15 protein-coding genes and 1 pseudogene are annotated in these 14,074 nt (G+C 67.5%); 9 read left to right on the top strand and 7 right to left on the bottom strand.

Annotation, left to right across the window (positions count from 1 at the left end):
• Positions 1-4: 4 nt before the first annotated feature.
• From TW83_RS03750 to TW83_RS03730, 5 genes are all read right to left on the bottom strand, one after another.
• On the bottom strand, positions 5-1,693 hold the full coding sequence (locus tag TW83_RS03750) for an ATP-binding protein (RefSeq protein ID WP_084693898.1): 1,689 nt from the start codon (positions 1,691-1,693) through the stop codon (positions 5-7).
• A gap of 167 nt (positions 1,694-1,860) precedes the next feature.
• Positions 1,861-2,529, bottom strand: coding sequence for a phosphoribosylformylglycinamidine synthase subunit PurQ (purQ, locus tag TW83_RS03745; protein ID WP_045981436.1), 669 nt, complete (start codon positions 2,527-2,529; stop codon positions 1,861-1,863).
• A 172-nt stretch (positions 2,530-2,701) separates the two neighbouring features.
• On the bottom strand, positions 2,702-3,913 hold the full coding sequence (locus tag TW83_RS03740) for an NADP-dependent isocitrate dehydrogenase (RefSeq protein ID WP_045981435.1): 1,212 nt from the start codon (positions 3,911-3,913) through the stop codon (positions 2,702-2,704).
• Between the two features lie 102 nt (positions 3,914-4,015).
• Positions 4,016-5,140, bottom strand: a complete 1,125-nt coding sequence (locus TW83_RS03735) for an HD domain-containing protein (RefSeq protein ID WP_045981434.1) — start codon at positions 5,138-5,140, stop codon at positions 4,016-4,018.
• An 11-nt stretch (positions 5,141-5,151) separates the two neighbouring features.
• Entirely contained in the window at positions 5,152-5,814 is a 663-nt protein-coding gene (locus TW83_RS03730; protein WP_045981433.1) for an alpha/beta hydrolase, read from the bottom strand.
• 181 nt (positions 5,815-5,995) lie between these two features.
• Here TW83_RS03730 and TW83_RS03725 point away from each other — a divergent pair, with 181 nt between their 5' ends.
• The 3 genes from TW83_RS03725 (at position 5,996) to TW83_RS03715 (ending at position 8,504) form a co-directional block, all read left to right on the top strand.
• Positions 5,996-6,454, top strand: coding sequence for an Rrf2 family transcriptional regulator (locus tag TW83_RS03725; protein ID WP_045981432.1), 459 nt, complete (start codon positions 5,996-5,998; stop codon positions 6,452-6,454).
• 107 nt (positions 6,455-6,561) lie between these two features.
• Positions 6,562-7,992, top strand: coding sequence for a YadA-like family protein (locus TW83_RS03720; RefSeq protein ID WP_052714611.1), 1,431 nt, complete (start codon positions 6,562-6,564; stop codon positions 7,990-7,992).
• On the top strand, positions 7,986-8,504 hold the full coding sequence (locus tag TW83_RS03715; protein WP_148911343.1) for a hypothetical protein: 519 nt from the start codon (positions 7,986-7,988) through the stop codon (positions 8,502-8,504). The genes TW83_RS03720 and TW83_RS03715 overlap by 7 nt, the downstream gene beginning before the upstream one ends.
• A 66-nt stretch (positions 8,505-8,570) precedes the next feature.
• Here TW83_RS03715 and arsC read toward each other — a convergent pair whose 3' ends face one another.
• Positions 8,571-8,945 carry an arsenate reductase (glutaredoxin) gene (gene arsC, locus TW83_RS03710; RefSeq protein WP_045981430.1) on the bottom strand — a complete coding sequence of 125 codons (375 nt, stop codon included), beginning with the start codon at positions 8,943-8,945 and terminating at the stop codon, positions 8,571-8,573.
• Between the two features lies 1 nt (position 8,946).
• Entirely contained in the window at positions 8,947-9,462 is a 516-nt protein-coding gene (locus TW83_RS03705; RefSeq protein WP_045981429.1) for an Lrp/AsnC family transcriptional regulator, read from the bottom strand.
• Between the two features lie 99 nt (positions 9,463-9,561).
• Here TW83_RS03705 and TW83_RS03700 point away from each other — a divergent pair, with 99 nt between their 5' ends.
• From TW83_RS03700 to TW83_RS20425, 6 genes and pseudogenes are all read left to right on the top strand, one after another.
• Positions 9,562-9,909 carry a DUF2849 domain-containing protein gene (locus TW83_RS03700; RefSeq protein WP_045981428.1) on the top strand — a complete coding sequence of 116 codons (348 nt, stop codon included), beginning with the start codon at positions 9,562-9,564 and terminating at the stop codon, positions 9,907-9,909.
• Positions 9,902-11,560, top strand: coding sequence for a nitrite/sulfite reductase (locus tag TW83_RS03695; protein WP_045981427.1), 1,659 nt, complete (start codon positions 9,902-9,904; stop codon positions 11,558-11,560). Before TW83_RS03700 ends, TW83_RS03695 begins: the two co-directional genes overlap by 8 nt.
• Positions 11,553-12,284, top strand: coding sequence for a phosphoadenylyl-sulfate reductase (locus TW83_RS03690; protein WP_045981426.1), 732 nt, complete (start codon positions 11,553-11,555; stop codon positions 12,282-12,284). The genes TW83_RS03695 and TW83_RS03690 overlap by 8 nt, the downstream gene beginning before the upstream one ends.
• Positions 12,281-12,667 (top strand): DUF934 domain-containing protein, encoded by a 387-nt coding sequence (locus TW83_RS03685; RefSeq protein ID WP_045981425.1) that lies wholly within the window; start codon positions 12,281-12,283, stop codon positions 12,665-12,667. Before TW83_RS03690 ends, TW83_RS03685 begins: the two co-directional genes overlap by 4 nt.
• Before the next feature lie 47 nt (positions 12,668-12,714).
• Complete coding sequence (locus TW83_RS03680; RefSeq protein ID WP_045981424.1) at positions 12,715-13,545, top strand: ferredoxin--NADP reductase; 831 nt, start codon at positions 12,715-12,717, stop codon at positions 13,543-13,545.
• A gap of 167 nt (positions 13,546-13,712) precedes the next feature.
• Positions 13,713-14,074: pseudogene (locus TW83_RS20425) on the top strand (hypothetical protein); the annotation flags it as partial.

Raw genomic sequence — 14,074 nt, 5'->3', positions numbered from 1 at the left:
TGCGTCATTCGGCCGCCAGGGCCTGACGGGGCTGTCCGGGGCGATGCAGCGGCAGCTCGACCCGGAACACCGCTCCGCCGGTGTTTTCGTTATGGGCGGTCAGGCGACCCCCGAAATCGGCGACGATCGTGGACGAGATCGCCAGCCCCAGCCCGGTCCCCTCACCGGGCTTCTTGGTGGTCCAGAAGGGTTCAAACAGCTTTTCCAGGTCCGAGACACCCGGCCCGTTATCGCGGACGGACACATAGGCGTGAGCCGCGGCCTCGACCGTGATCTCGATCGCGGCGTCGGGGCGGCCCTTGACCGCGTCGACCGCGTTGCGCAGCAGGTTGATCAGCACCTGTTCCAGCCGGATGCGGTCGGCCATGACCATCACCCGCTCGCGCGGCACGATGCGGATGATGCGGATGGGTCGGGTGCGCAGCTGGGGCTCCATCATGGTCAGCGCGCTGCTGACTGCGGCGCGCAGATCGACCGGCTCGACCGCCTCGCCGCCCTTGCGGGCATAGGACTTCAGCTGCCGGGTGATCGCACCCATCCGGTCGATCAGGTCGTCGATGCGCTGGAAACTGGACAGCGCCTCCTCGGGGCGGCCGCGCTGCAGCAGCAGCCGCGCCCCCGCCAGATAGGTCTTCATCGCGGCCAAGGGCTGGTTCAGCTCGTGGCTGACGCCGGCCGACATCTCTCCCAGGGCGGCCAGCTTGGAGGATTGCTGCATGGTCTGCTCGGCCACGCGCAGCTCCTTCTGCACGCGCTCGCGTTCCGCGATCTCTCGGGTCAGGCGGGCGTTCAGGGCGCGCAGGTCGGCCGATTCGCGCATATAGGCCTGGCTCTGGATGCGCGCGCGCCGCGACAGCATCCAGAACGCCCCCGCCAGCAGGATGGCGAAACCCATGATCTGCAGCGCCAGAATGGCGTTGACGCGCTCACGCACGGACGAATAGGCGGTGAAACTGATCATCCGCCAGCCGCGGAATGGCACCCGCGCCTCGGACTGCATCACCGCGCGGCCCTGGACATAGGCGTCGGCGGGGCTGGAGGTCCAGTCCGCCGTCACCTGGAACGCCCGCCGGATCGCAGAGGGCGCATCGCGCACCGCCTGCGCCTCGGCGACGGTCAGGCCTCGCCAGCGCGGCTCGGTCGACAGGATGATCACACCCTCGCTGTCGGTGACGGCCACAGCATCGGAAATGCCCGCCCAGGACCGTTCCAGCCGGGTCAGGTCGGCGCCGACGACGATCACACCCAGCGTCCGCCCCTCGGACACCACGGCGCGGGAATAGGCGAACTCATGGGCGCCCGATGCCAGTTCGGACACGGTGAAGACCGTGTCGCGCGACCGCAGTGCCTCGACATATTGCGGGGCCGCGACGCTGTTCGTGCCGATCTGATAGCGGTCCGTGGCCCCCACGACCCGCCCCGATGCGTCCAGCAAGCGGATCGAGGCCGCGCCGATCTCTTTCTGCGCGGTCATCAGCCGCGCCGAGGTGGTGGAAAAATCGTTGCCGTTCAGCGCCCCGATCAGCGCCGGATCGCGTGCCAGCAGCAAGGGCACGACCGAATTGCGCTGCAGTTCCGACATCAGGTTGCCCGAATACAGCGCCAGACGCAGTTCGGACCGCACGCGCGTGTTCTCGGAGAAGCGGTCGGTCAGCCATGCGTTGGTGACCCAGATCGTGCCCAGCGCCGCCATGCAGATCAGCGCGATCGTCGCACGCAGCCACCAAGGGTTGACCGGCTGGCCGACCCTGCCGCGCCTGCGTTCGGCGCTGTCTTCGATATGATCCTCAGTGACCACGCACGGACCCGTCCCACAAGATCGGCTGACGCAATCTATGGCGAAGAACGGTCCGGCTCAAGTCAGGCGTGCGTCAGCGCCGTGGCCAGCCCCGTGAACAGCGCCGCCCCGTCGGTGCCGCCCGTGACCGGGTCGGCGGCGCGTTCGGGATGCGGCATCATGCCCAGGACGCGCCGGTTTTCCGACAGCACGCCCGCGATGTCGCCGACAGACCCGTTGATCGCCGGGGCATAGGTGAAGGCGATGCGGTCCTGATCGCGCAGCTGCGCCAAGCCTTCGGTGCCGATCTGATAGTTGCCGTCGTGATGGGCCACCGGAATGCAGATCCGCTGGCCCTTGGCGTAACCGCCGGTGAAGGCGCTGTCCGCGGTGCCCACGGTCAGGACCGACGGCTTGCACAGGAAAGTCAGCCCGGTGTTGCGCATCAGCGCGCCGGGCAGCAGGCCCAGTTCTGTCAGCACCTGAAAGCCGTTGCAGATCCCCAGCACATAGCCGCCCCGCGCCGCATGGGCCCGCAGCGCGTCGGCGATGGGGGAATGCGCGGCGATCGCCCCGCAGCGCAGATAGTCGCCATAGGAGAACCCGCCCGGCACGCCGACCAGGTCGATCCCGTCGGGCAGCTGGCTGTCCTTGTGCCAGACGCGCACCACCTCGGCCCCCGCCTGTTCCAGCGCGACGGCAAGGTCGCGGTCGCAATTCGATCCGGGAAAGGTGACGACAGCGGCTTTCATCGCGGGACTCCTGCTTGGGACGCCCTGCCCTTAACGCAGGCCGGGTTCCAAAGAAAGGGGGGCCAGCCCCCCATCGCCTTGCGGCGATCCCCCCGGGGGTATTTGGACAACGGAGAAATGCATCCTGCGCCCTCGAAAAGCAGAAGGCCGGGCGATTGCCCGGCCTTCGCGATCAGTTCAGCGCCTTGTTCAGGTACTGGTCGACCTTTTCCAGATAGCCCATGGTGGTCAGCCATTTCTGGTCGGGACCCACCAGCAGCGCCAGGTCCTTGGTCATGTGGCCGTCCTCGACCGCCTGGACGGTCACCTTCTCCAGCGTCTGCGCAAAGGTCAGCAGGGCGGCGTTGTCGTCCAGCTTGGCGCGGTGCTTGAGGCCGCCGGTCCAGGCAAAGATCGACGCGATCGAGTTGGTCGAGGTCGCATTGCCCTTCTGGTGTTCGCGATAGTGGCGGGTGACGGTGCCATGGGCGGCCTCGGATTCGACGATCTTGCCGTCCGGCGTCATCAGGACCGACGTCATCAGGCCCAGGCTGCCAAAGCCCTGCGCGACGGTGTCCGACTGCACGTCGCCGTCATAGTTCTTGCACGCCCAGACATAGCCGCCCGACCATTTCATGGCGCTGGCGACCATGTCGTCGATCAGGCGGTGTTCGTAATGGATGCCGGCCTTCTTGAACCGGTCCTGGAACTCGGCCTCGTAGACCTCCTGGAACAGGTCCTTGAAGCGGCCGTCATAGGCCTTGAGGATCGTGTTCTTGGTCGACAGATAGACCGGATAGCCGCGCGCCAGGCCATAGTTCAGCGAGGCACGGGCGAAATCGCGGATCGAATCGTCCAGATTGTACATGGCCATCGCGACCCCGGCGGCGGGGGCGTCATAGACCTCGTGCTCGATCGTCTCGCCGTCCTCGCCGACGAATTTGATCGTCAGCTTGCCCTTGCCCGGAAAGCGGAAATCGGTGGCCTTGTACTGGTCGCCAAAGGCGTGGCGGCCGACGATGATCGGCTGCGTCCAGCCGGGCACCAGCCGCGGCACGTTCTTGCAGATGATCGGCTCGCGGAAGATCACGCCGCCCAGGATGTTGCGGATCGTGCCATTGGGGCTGCGCCACATCTTCTTCAGGCCGAATTCCTCGACCCGCGCCTCGTCGGGGGTGATGGTCGCGCATTTCACGCCGACCCCGTGGCGCTTGATCGCCTCGGCCGCGTCGATGGTGATCTGGTCATTGGTGCGGTCGCGCTCCTCGATGCCCAGATCGTAATATTTCAGGTCGATGTCCAGATAGGGCAGGATCAGCTTTTGCTTGATGAAGTCCCAGATGATCCGCGTCATCTCGTCCCCGTCCAGCTCGACGACGGGATTGGCAACCTTGATCTTCGACATGAACTGCCCCTTGTGCGGTGGATACGGTCGCGCCGCTTCTAGCCGCAAAAGGGTCCGATTGAAAGACGGTATGCGATGGTATGCAAAACGCCCGTCCGGTGATCAGCTGCCCGCGAAATGGGCGCGCAGACCGTTATGCAGCCACTGCCACAGCGGCGCGCAGCCGCGTTCGACCCAAGGGCCCACGCGGCTTTCCACCTGCGCCAGGGTCACGTCGTATTCGACCCAGCCCGCGCCGCCCGACCGCAGGTTCTGGACCGCGGGCTGGCAGCGGTCCAGCGCCTTGGCGAAGACGGCATCGGGGCTGGCCGCCGCCTCGAACTCCTGCCACAGGGCCAGCATCTGCTGCCCTTGCGGGTCGGGCAGCAGGCCGAACAGGCGCCGCGCGGCGGCCTCCTCGGCGGCCTGGATCGCCGCCGATCCATGCGCCTGCCCGCCGGCGGAATGCAGGGGCACATCGCCCACGTCGATCTCGACCAGATCGTGGATCAGCAGCATCCGGATGACGCGGCCCGGATCGACGCCCGGCCCCGCCAGACCGCCCAGCACCAGCGCGTACAGCGCCAGATGCCAGCTGTGCTCGGCGCTGTTCTCGCGACGCGATCCGTCCAGCAGGCGGTTTGCGCGCAGGACGCCCTTCAGCGCGTCGGCCTCGGCCAGAAAGGCCAGGCGGCGGGCCAGATCGCCCTGGGCGACCTCCTGCCCGGACAGCAGCGCCTGCGCGGCCTGCCACCCCTGCGGCCATTCGCGTTCGAACCGCGCCGCGCGCCCGGCCGACAGGTTGTCGCGCACGATCCGGACATGGTCGGGGATCGGATCGCGCGCCTGCAGTACCTGAAAGATGGGCTGTGCGTGATCCATGCGCTTGGCAGTCACCGCGGCAGCGTCCGCGCGCCCCTCGAAATCGCGCCAGAGGGCGGCCAGACGCGCCCCGTCCGGCGTCAGACCGAAGATGCGATCCGCCGCCGCGGCCTCGGCGATGGCCAGGCCCGCTACGTCATGATCCAGGTGGATCGGCTGATCGCCCGTGTCGATCTCGACCAGATCGTGGATCAGGATCATCGCGATGGCGCGGTCGCTGGCGCCCATCACCATCGCCCACAGGGCGACGTGCCAGCTGTGTTCTGCACTGTTCTCGGGGCGCGACAGGTCCATCAGGACGCTGGCGCGGTGGACCGACTTCAGCCGGTCCGCCTCGCACAGAAAGGCGAACGCATCGTCCAGCATGGCCGCAGCCCTCAGCGCGACGTCTCGGTCAGGCGCTTCCTGACGTAACCCTGCACCAGGTCGATCATCGGCTTCATGTGGGTCTCGTCGTCGCGGAAGAAATGGTCCGCGCCCTCGATCTCCTCATGGGTGACGGTGATGCCCTTCTGCTCGCGCAGCTTTCCCACCAGGGTGGCGGTGTCCTTGGGCGGAGCAACGCGGTCGGCGGTGCCGTTCACGATCAGGCCCGACGACGGGCACGGCGCCAGGAAGCTGAAATCGTACATGTTCGCGGGCGGCGCCACGCTGATGAAGCCGGTGATCTCAGGGCGGCGCATCAGCAGCTGCATCCCGATCCACGCGCCGAAGCTGAATCCCGCGACCCAGCAATGCTTGGAGTTGGGGTTCATCGCCTGCAGGTAATCCAGCGCCGAGGCGGCATCGGACAGCTCTCCGATGCCCTGGTCGAATTCGCCCTGGCTGCGGCCCACGCCGCGGAAGTTGAACCGCATCACCGTGAATCCCATGCGGTGGAACGCATAGTGCAGGTTGTAGACGACGCGGTTGTTCATCGTCCCGCCATATTGCGGGTGCGGATGCAGCACGATGGCGATGGGGGCGTCTGGCTTGCCGGGCTGAGGGTGGTAACGGCCTTCGAGACGGCCTTCGGGGCCGGGAAAAATCAGCTCGGGCATGGTTGTCCTTCACAGGTCCTGTCGGGTTTCTTGACGCGTGCGCGCATGGCTTCTAGACGGGATATCTGGGCAGCCGGCACAGGTTTGGCAAGAAACATGCTGGGCCGGGCATAGCGCGCGACGACGGCGCGCGTCAATGCAAAGGCAGGCCCGGCAGGGACCATCGGGGGGAAGACGCGCCATGAAACTGTCCACCAAGGGACGCTACGCGATCATCGCGCTGACCGACCTGGCCATCGCCAAGGGGGGCGACCTGACCTCTCTGGCCGAAATCTCGAAACGCCAGGACATCTCGCTGCCCTATCTGGAACAGCTGTTCGTGCGCCTGCGCCGGGCGGGGCTGGTGGCATCCGTGCGCGGTCCGGGCGGCGGATACCGCTTGGCCCGCACCCCCGAGACGATCCGTGTGGCCGAGATCCTGGAGGCCGTGGACGAGACCGTCAGCGCCATGCATATCGGCGCGGGCGCGTCGGGCGGCATTTCCGGGTCGCGGGCGCAGACCCTGTCGAACCGGCTGTGGGAAAGCCTATCCGCGCATGTCTATGTCTTCCTGCACAATCACACGCTGGCCGACGTGGCGAAGAACCAGCTGCTGCCCTGCCCCGCGCTGCCCAAGATACTGAACGTCGTGGACGACTGAGGCCGCACGGGAATTAATTCGACAAATCCTGCATCCGGTCGGCGGTTTCCCGCGTCCCCCGGTCAGAGGCCCGCAAAAGGCCCTGTCCAACGGATGAGGAGAATCCCATGACCTACCTGCCCCGTACCCGCGCCATGGTGCTCGGCGGTGCTGCCGCCGTCGCGATGATCGGCGCCGTCGGCACGGCTGCCGCACAGGAATGCCAGCAGGGCGCAGGCGGCGCCGGATCGCTGGCCTGCGGCCCGACCGCCATCGCCGAGGGCCCGCTGTCGGTCGCCATCGGCGACAACGCCTCGACCGACGCGACCGCCGTGGACGGCGTGGCCATCGGCGGAGAGGCGACCGCCACCGGCCCCTCGACCACCGCGGTCGGCGGCGAATCGGTCGCGACCGGCCCCGGCGCCAGCGCCATTGGCTGGCAGGCCCAGGCCACCGCCGAACGCGCCCAGGCCTTCGGCCACCTGGCCACCGCACAGGGCGTCCGGTCGATGGCCATCGGCGAGAATGCCGACGCACAGACCGACCTGTCCACCGCCATCGGTAACGAATCCATCGCCAATGGCGTCGATGCGCTGGCCGTGGGCGACACGGCGGCGGCGAACGGCAACTCGACCACCGCCATCGGTGGCGAATCGGTCGCGACCGGGCCGGGCGCCAGCGCCATCGGCTGGCAGTCCATGGCGACCGCGGAACGCGCCCAGGCCATCGGCCACCTGGCCACCGCGCAGGGTGTCCGCTCGCTGGCCGTGGGCGAGAATGCCGACGCCCAGTCGGATTTCTCGACCGCGATCGGCAACGAATCCATCGCCAACGGCACGGACGCGCTGGCCATTGGCGATACCTCGGTCGCGAACGGAACGTCGACCACCGCGGTCGGCGGTGAATCGGTCGCAAACGGCACCGCCGCCACCGCCTTCGGCTGGCAGGCGCAGGCCACCGCCGAACGCGCCCATGCCTTCGGCCATCTGGCAGCGGCCAGCGGCGTGCGCTCGACCGCCATCGGCGAGGCCGCGATGGCCATGGGATCGGGGTCGATCGCGCTTGGCAACCAGGCGGTCGCCGCGGCCGACAACTCGGTCGCCATCGGTGATGGCGCGACCGCGACCCGCGCGAACGAGTTCGTGCTGGGCAACGGTGCCAACACCTATCGCGCGGCGGGCATCGCGTCGGATGCTAGCACGGCGGCGCAGGGCACCCCCATCGGCGTCGTGACCTCGGACGCGCAGGGCAACCTGGCGGTCGACCGGTCGATCGGCGAGAGCATGTCGTCGCTGAACGGCCGCGTGCGCTCTCTGGGCCAGCAGGTCGAGGACAACAAGGAAGGCATCGCGATGGCGATGGCGCTGAACACCCCCTATGTCCCCGAGGACAAGACCTATGCCGTGTCGACCAGCATCGGCAGCTTCGAGGGATCGCAGGCACTGGCCGCGTCGATGGGCTACCGCTTCGATGCGAACACCCAGTTCGACGCGGGCATCACCTATGGCTTCGACCGCAACCAGGTCGGTGGCCGCATCGGCGTGACCTACGCGTGGTAGGCCACGCCCCAACACGAACGGGGACGGCGCATGCGCTGTCCCTGGCCATCGCGATGGCGCTGGCGCTGGTCGGCGCCAGCGCCCATGCGCAGGACGCCCCCGCCGAACCGCAGCCCGAACCCCGGGCCGAGGCCCCCCTAGTCGAACCCAGCTATGCCACCGCGCTGATCCGCGATGTGCTGGCGGCGGTGAACCACGGCAACTGGACGGGCAACTATACGGTGCTGCGCGACATCGCCGCCCCGGAATTCGCATTGGCCAACGATCCGACGCGCCTGGCTGGCCTGTTCACGCCGCTGCGCGAGGAACGGCTGGACCTGCTGCAGGCGATGGTCGTCGACCCGGTCATCCTGGACAGCGCACTGTCCGATACCGGGCAGGAGCTGCGCCTGACCGGCTTTGTCCCGCTGCAGCCGCGTCATGTCAGCTTCGATCTGGTCCTGGGGCTGGAGGGGCGGCGTTGGCTGTTGCTGGGCATCTCTGTCGGGGCGTTCGATCCGATCGATCCGTAAGGCATCTGCCGATGTCGCCGCAGTCTGGGCGTCATCTGTCGGTTCGCACCCCGCACCCCCACCGGATCACGGCGGACCACCTGCGTGATTGCGGGCGATCAGCTCACTGACCCGCTCCTTCGGCCGGCACAGCACGGCGCCATGCGGCGCAAAGACGACCGGCCGTTCGATCAGGATCGGATGGGCCGCCATCGCCGCGATCAGCGCATCATCGGACAGGCCGGGATCACCCAGCCCCAGTTCCGCGAATGGCGTTCCCTTGCGCCGCAGCAACCCCCGCGCCCCGATGCCCAGACGCGACAGCGCATCGCGCAACGCATCCTCGGACGGCGGCGCGGCGATGTAGTCGCGCACCTCGGGTGCGATCCCCGCCTCGCGCAGCGCGGCCAGAACCCAGCGCGAGGTGGAGCAGGTCGGCTTGTGCCAGATCACCCAATCCATCTCAGCGCTCCCCGTCCGGGATGGGCAGGGCGCTGGTCGCCTTGATCTCCTCCATCGACAGCAGGGCCGTGACGTTGTGGATCTTCACCTCGCCGATCAGCGATTGGTAAAAGCGGTCATAAGCGCGGGCGTTCCTGACCTGCACCTTGAGGATATAGTCGATGTCGCCCGCCAGACGGTGTGCCTCGACCACCTCGGGCCGCTCGCGCAGCGCGCGCAGAAAGCGCGCGGCCCAATCGCGGTCATGTTCGCTGGTGCGGATCAGCACGAAGAAGCAGGCCTCCAGCCCCAGCGCCTCGGGGTCCAGGATGGCGACCTGCCGGCGGATCACGCCCGCCTCTCGCAGCTTGCGGATTCGGTTCCAGACCGGGGTCTTGGAGGCCCCCACCCGGTCGGCGATCTGGTCCAGCGACAGGCTGGCATCCTGCTGCAGCAGGGACAGTATCTTGCGGTCCACCTCGTCCAAGCGGACAGGCGTTTGGCCTGCGCCCGCATCGGGGGAAATCGGTTCCGGCATGGCGCGCTCCTTGGTCGATCGTCCTTATTTGCCGCGACCACTGTGCAGAATCCAGAACGAAATTCTATATAGAGGTCAGCAAAACCGCGAGGTCCAGTCATGAGCAAGTCCTTCCCCCTGTCGGCCGCACGCCCCGGCGTCATCACCGCGAACGACCTTCGCGAAGGCCACAATGTGTGGATGTGCGCCGACGGCTGGACCCGCGATCCGCGCCAGGCGACCGTCTATGACGACGAGGCCATCGCCGACCTGGACCTGCTGCAGGCCGTGGCGCAATCCGAGATCGTCGTCGGTCCCTACCTGGTCGAGGCCAGGCGCGGTCCCGACGGACCCGAGCCCGTCCATTTCCGCGAGGCCTTCCGCCAGCGCGGACCGTCCAACTATTTCCACGGAATCCAGGCCGATCGGCAAGCCGACGCCCAGAAGACGGAAACCGCCCATGTTTGATATCCGCCCCGTCGAGACCGATTATGTCCGCCAGCGCGCGGCCGAATTCCGCGCCCAGGTCGCCCGCCGCCTGGACGGCAGCCTGACGGAGGACGAGTTCAAGCCGCTGCGCCTGATGAACGGCGTCTATCTGCAGCTGCACGCCTACATGCTGCGCGTGGCCATTCCCTATGGCACGATCAGCCCTGACCAGATGCGGACCCTGGCCCTGCTGGCCGAGAAGTGGGACAAGGGTTACGGCCACTGGACCACCCGCCAGAACATCCAGTTCAACTGGCCCAAACTGGTGGACATCCCCGATATGCTGGACGCGCTGGCCGATGTCGGCATGCATGCGATCCAGACCAGCGGCAACACGATCCGTAACGTGACCACCGACGCCTTCGCCGGCGCGGCCTTTGACGAGGCTGCCGATCCGCGCCCCTATGCGGAACTGCTGCGCAGCTGGTCGACCGATCACGCCGAATTCCAGTTCCTGCCGCGCAAGTTCAAGATCGCCATTTCCGGCGGCAAGAAGGACCGCGCGGTCATCGCCGCCCATGACATCGGCCTGCGGCTGGTGGAACGCGACGGCAAGACCGGCTTCGAGGTCTGGATCGGCGGCGGTCTGGGCCGCACGCCCCTGCTGGGCCAGGTCGTCCGCGACTTCCTGCCCGAGGAGGACCTGCTGCCTTACGTCGAGGCGATCATCGCGACCTACAACTTGGCCGGCCGCCGCGACAACAAGTACAAGGCCCGCATCAAGATCACCGTGCTGGAGCGCGGCCTGGACGTCATGCGCGCCGAGATCGAGGAAGAGTTCCTTGCCCGCCGCCGCGATTTCCACGGCGCCGACCGCGACGCGCTGGCGGTGTTCAAGGATCGCTTCCGCGCGCCATCCTTCCGCAACGCGCCCGTCGATGGCTATGAGGCCGAGCGTCAGGCGAACCCGGCCTTCCGCAGCTGGTCTGATACGAACCTGCATCAGCACCGGGTCGAGGGCTATGCCAGCGTCGTCGTGACCTTCAAGGCGCCGGGCCAGACGCCGGGCGACGCCAGCGCCGACCAGATGCGCCTGCTGGCCGATCTGGCCGAACGGTTCGGCCACAACGACCTGCGCGTGATGCACGACCAGAACGTGGCCCTGCCGCATGTGCACAAGTCGGACCTGCCGGCGCTGTACGCCGAGCTGCGCGCCGCCGGTCTGGCCACCGCGAATGCCGGGCTGACCAGCGACATCATCGCCTGCCCCGGCATGGATTACTGCGCGCTGGCCACCGCGCGTTCCATCCCCATCGCCGAGGAGATCGCCGACCATTTCCGCTCCGTCGGGCTGGAGGAGGAGATCGGCAACCTGAACATCCGCATCTCGGGCTGCATCAACGCCTGCGGGCATCACCATCTGGGCCATATCGGCATCCTGGGGCTGGATCGTGCAGGCGTGGAAAACTATCAGATCACGCTTGGCGGCGATGCCTATGACATCCCGGCCATCGGCGAACGCGCGGGCGCGGGCTTCCCCGCCGAACAGGTGGTCCCGGCCATCGACCGTCTGCTGCGCGCCTATCTGGAGGTCCGCGAGGACGCGTCCGAACGCTTTATCGACGCCTATCGCCGTCTGGGTCAGGCCCCGTTCAAGGCCGCGCTCTATCCCGTGGCCGCCGATGCTTGACGGAAACTTGGACACGCGCGCGGGGCGGCTGAACGACCGCTATCGTCACCATGCCGCCATCGAGGTGCTGCGCCGCGCGGTCACCGACCCCGATCTGGGGCAGGTGGCGCTGGTGTCGTCGTTTGGTGCGGAATCGGTCGTGCTGCTGCACATGGTCAGCCGGGTCGCGCCGGGCCTGCCGGTGCTGTTCATCGACACGCAGATGCTGTTCCCCGAGACCCTGGCCTATCAGCAGGAAGTCGCGGAGCGGCTGTCCTTGACCAACGTGCAGGTCATCACCGCCAGCGAGGCGGAGATCGCGGCCCATGACCCGGACGGAACGCTGCACAAGGTGAACCCCGACGCCTGCTGCGATTTCCGCAAGACGGTGCCGCTGGAGCGCGTGCTGTCGGGCTATGACGCCTGGATCACGGGCCGCAAGCGGTTCCAGAACGGCCAGCGCGCCGCGCTGGAGTTCTTCGAGCCCGAACCCCCGTCGCGCCTGCGCGTTAATCCTCTGGCGCATTGGCGTCCCGAGGACGTGCAGGATTACATGGTGGAAAACCGCCTGCCCCGGCATCCGCTGGTGGCCAAGGGCTATCCCTCGATCGGCTGCGCGCCCTGCACCTCTCCGGTCAAGCCGGGCGAAGACCCCCGTTCGGGGCGCTGGCGCGGCCAGGAGAAATCCGAATGCGGCATCCATTTCATCGGCGGGCGCATGGTCCGCGGAAAGGTCTCGGCATGAGCGAGCAGTTGAACAGCGAACCCGTCCTGGCCCGTGACGACGGGTTTCATCCGGTGACCGACCAGCCCGCCGTGGTGCTGGCCCCCGACACCGCCCCCGCGACCCTGGCCGACCATCTGGATCAACCGCTGATCGGGATCGCCTTTCCGTCCTTCAGCGACGGGCGCGGTTTCACGCTGGCCCGCCGCTTGCGCGAGCTGGGCTATACCGGTCGCCTGCGCGCGACGGGGCGGCTGATCGCCGATCAATACGCCATGGCGCGCCGCGTGGGCTTCGACGAGGTCGAGGTCGCCGCCGACATCGCCGCCCGGCAGCCGCAGGACCAATGGCTGGCCCGCGCCGACTGGAAGGCCTGGGACCATCGGGCGCAGCTGGCTGGCTGACCCTTTCACCTGCGCGCCCCTTCGATTAGACGACAAGGATTGCAACAATGACGCTGGATCTGCCCGTGACCGAGGCCGCCAAGATTACCGTTCCCGATGCCCAGACCGTGACCTCGGTCACGAAATGGACCGACAGCCTGTTTTCGTTCCGGGTGACGCGGCCTGCCTCGCTGCGCTTCCGGTCGGGCGAATTCGTGATGATCGGCCTGCCGGGCGACAACGGCAAGCCGCTGCTGCGGGCATATTCCATCGCCTCGCCCAACTGGGACGACGAGCTGGAATTCTATTCCATCATCGTTCCCGACGGGCCGCTGACCTCCAAGCTGCAGCACATCAAGCCGGGCGACCAGATCATCCTGCGTCCGAAACCCGTGGGCACGCTGGTCCTGGACGCGCTGCTGCCCGGCAAGCGGCTGTGGTTCCTGGCCACCGGCACGGGGTTCGCGCCCTTTGCCAGCCTGATGCGCGACCCCGAGACCTATGAGCGGTTCGAGCAGGTCATCATGATGCATACCTGCCGCACCGGTGAAGAGCTGGTCTATGGCGCCGAGCTGGTGAACAATTTGCGCCACGACCCGCTGCTGACCGAGATCTATGGCGACGATTTCGCCCAGCGGCTGAAATACTATCCGACGACGACGCGAGAGCCCTCGCCCTTCATGGGGCGCATCACCGACAACCTGACCTCGGGCAAGGTGCTGTCGGATCTGGGCCTGCCGCCCATCGATCCGGCACAGGATCGCGCGATGATCTGCGGCAGCCTGGCGTTCAACGTCGACGTCAAGGCGGTCCTGGAAGGGTTCGGCCTGAACGAGGGCGCGAATTCCGAGCCGCGCGAATTCGTCGTCGAAAAGGCCTTTGTCGGCGACGGCGTCTGACGTCGTTTCTATCGAACCGCCCCAAGGGCCGCGCCGTTTCGGCGCGGCCTTTTGCATGGCGCACCGCCGCCCATCACGCGATGGTCACGGCAAGTTTGGGAACCCTTGGCGCAAGTGCCTGTTAAAGCACCAAAGACAGTCATTCGATTTTCCACAAGGAGCGTCTCATGCGCCGGATTATCCATAACACAACCGCCATCGCGGCCTGCCTGTCGCTGATGGCACCGCATCTTGCGATGGCCCAGACCGCGATGCCGGCCCCCGACCAGGCGGCCCCCCAGAACCTGATCCTGGCGCAGGCCGCACCCGAAGGTCAGGTTCCGCCCCCGCCCGCAGCCCCCGGCGAGGAGGGACCGCAGGACGGTGCCGATTTGAACCAAGCTCAGAACCCGCCGCCGGCGGAGCCCGCGCCCGCGGAAGAGCCTGCGCCCGAGCCCGCGCCGGTCGAGGAGCCCGCGCCGGAAGCCCCGGCCGAGGCGCCCCCTGCCCCCGAGGAAGCACCGGCCGAAGTCCCGGCAGAGCAGCCTGC

Source organism: Paracoccus sp. S4493, from assembly GCF_000967735.1.
Lineage (GTDB): Bacteria > Pseudomonadota > Alphaproteobacteria > Rhodobacterales > Rhodobacteraceae > Paracoccus > Paracoccus marcusii.
This window is presented reverse-complemented; position numbering and strand designations above follow the sequence as displayed.

Bases quoted from the DNA above. Each gene is read 5' to 3' on its own strand.
- TW83_RS03750 (WP_084693898.1), bottom strand. From the start codon at position 1,693: ATGGCGGCGCTGGGCACGATCTGGGTCACCAACGCATGGCTGACCGAC.
- purQ (WP_045981436.1), bottom strand. From the start codon at position 2,529: ATGAAAGCCGCTGTCGTCACCTTTCCCGGATCGAATTGCGACCGCGAC.
- TW83_RS03740 (WP_045981435.1), bottom strand. From the start codon at position 3,913: ATGTCGAAGATCAAGGTTGCCAATCCCGTCGTCGAGCTGGACGGGGAC.
- TW83_RS03735 (WP_045981434.1), bottom strand. From the start codon at position 5,140: ATGCTGGACGATGCGTTCGCCTTTCTGTGCGAGGCGGACCGGCTGAAG.
- TW83_RS03730 (WP_045981433.1), bottom strand. From the start codon at position 5,814: ATGCCCGAGCTGATTTTTCCCGGCCCCGAAGGCCGTCTCGAAGGCCGT.
- TW83_RS03725 (WP_045981432.1), top strand. From the start codon at position 5,996: ATGAAACTGTCCACCAAGGGACGCTACGCGATCATCGCGCTGACCGAC.
- TW83_RS03720 (WP_052714611.1), top strand. From the start codon at position 6,562: ATGACCTACCTGCCCCGTACCCGCGCCATGGTGCTCGGCGGTGCTGCC.
- arsC (WP_045981430.1), bottom strand. From the start codon at position 8,945: ATGGATTGGGTGATCTGGCACAAGCCGACCTGCTCCACCTCGCGCTGG.
- TW83_RS03705 (WP_045981429.1), bottom strand. From the start codon at position 9,462: ATGCCGGAACCGATTTCCCCCGATGCGGGCGCAGGCCAAACGCCTGTC.
- TW83_RS03700 (WP_045981428.1), top strand. From the start codon at position 9,562: ATGAGCAAGTCCTTCCCCCTGTCGGCCGCACGCCCCGGCGTCATCACC.
- TW83_RS03695 (WP_045981427.1), top strand. From the start codon at position 9,902: ATGTTTGATATCCGCCCCGTCGAGACCGATTATGTCCGCCAGCGCGCG.
- TW83_RS03690 (WP_045981426.1), top strand. From the start codon at position 11,553: ATGCTTGACGGAAACTTGGACACGCGCGCGGGGCGGCTGAACGACCGC.
- TW83_RS03685 (WP_045981425.1), top strand. From the start codon at position 12,281: ATGAGCGAGCAGTTGAACAGCGAACCCGTCCTGGCCCGTGACGACGGG.
- TW83_RS03680 (WP_045981424.1), top strand. From the start codon at position 12,715: ATGACGCTGGATCTGCCCGTGACCGAGGCCGCCAAGATTACCGTTCCC.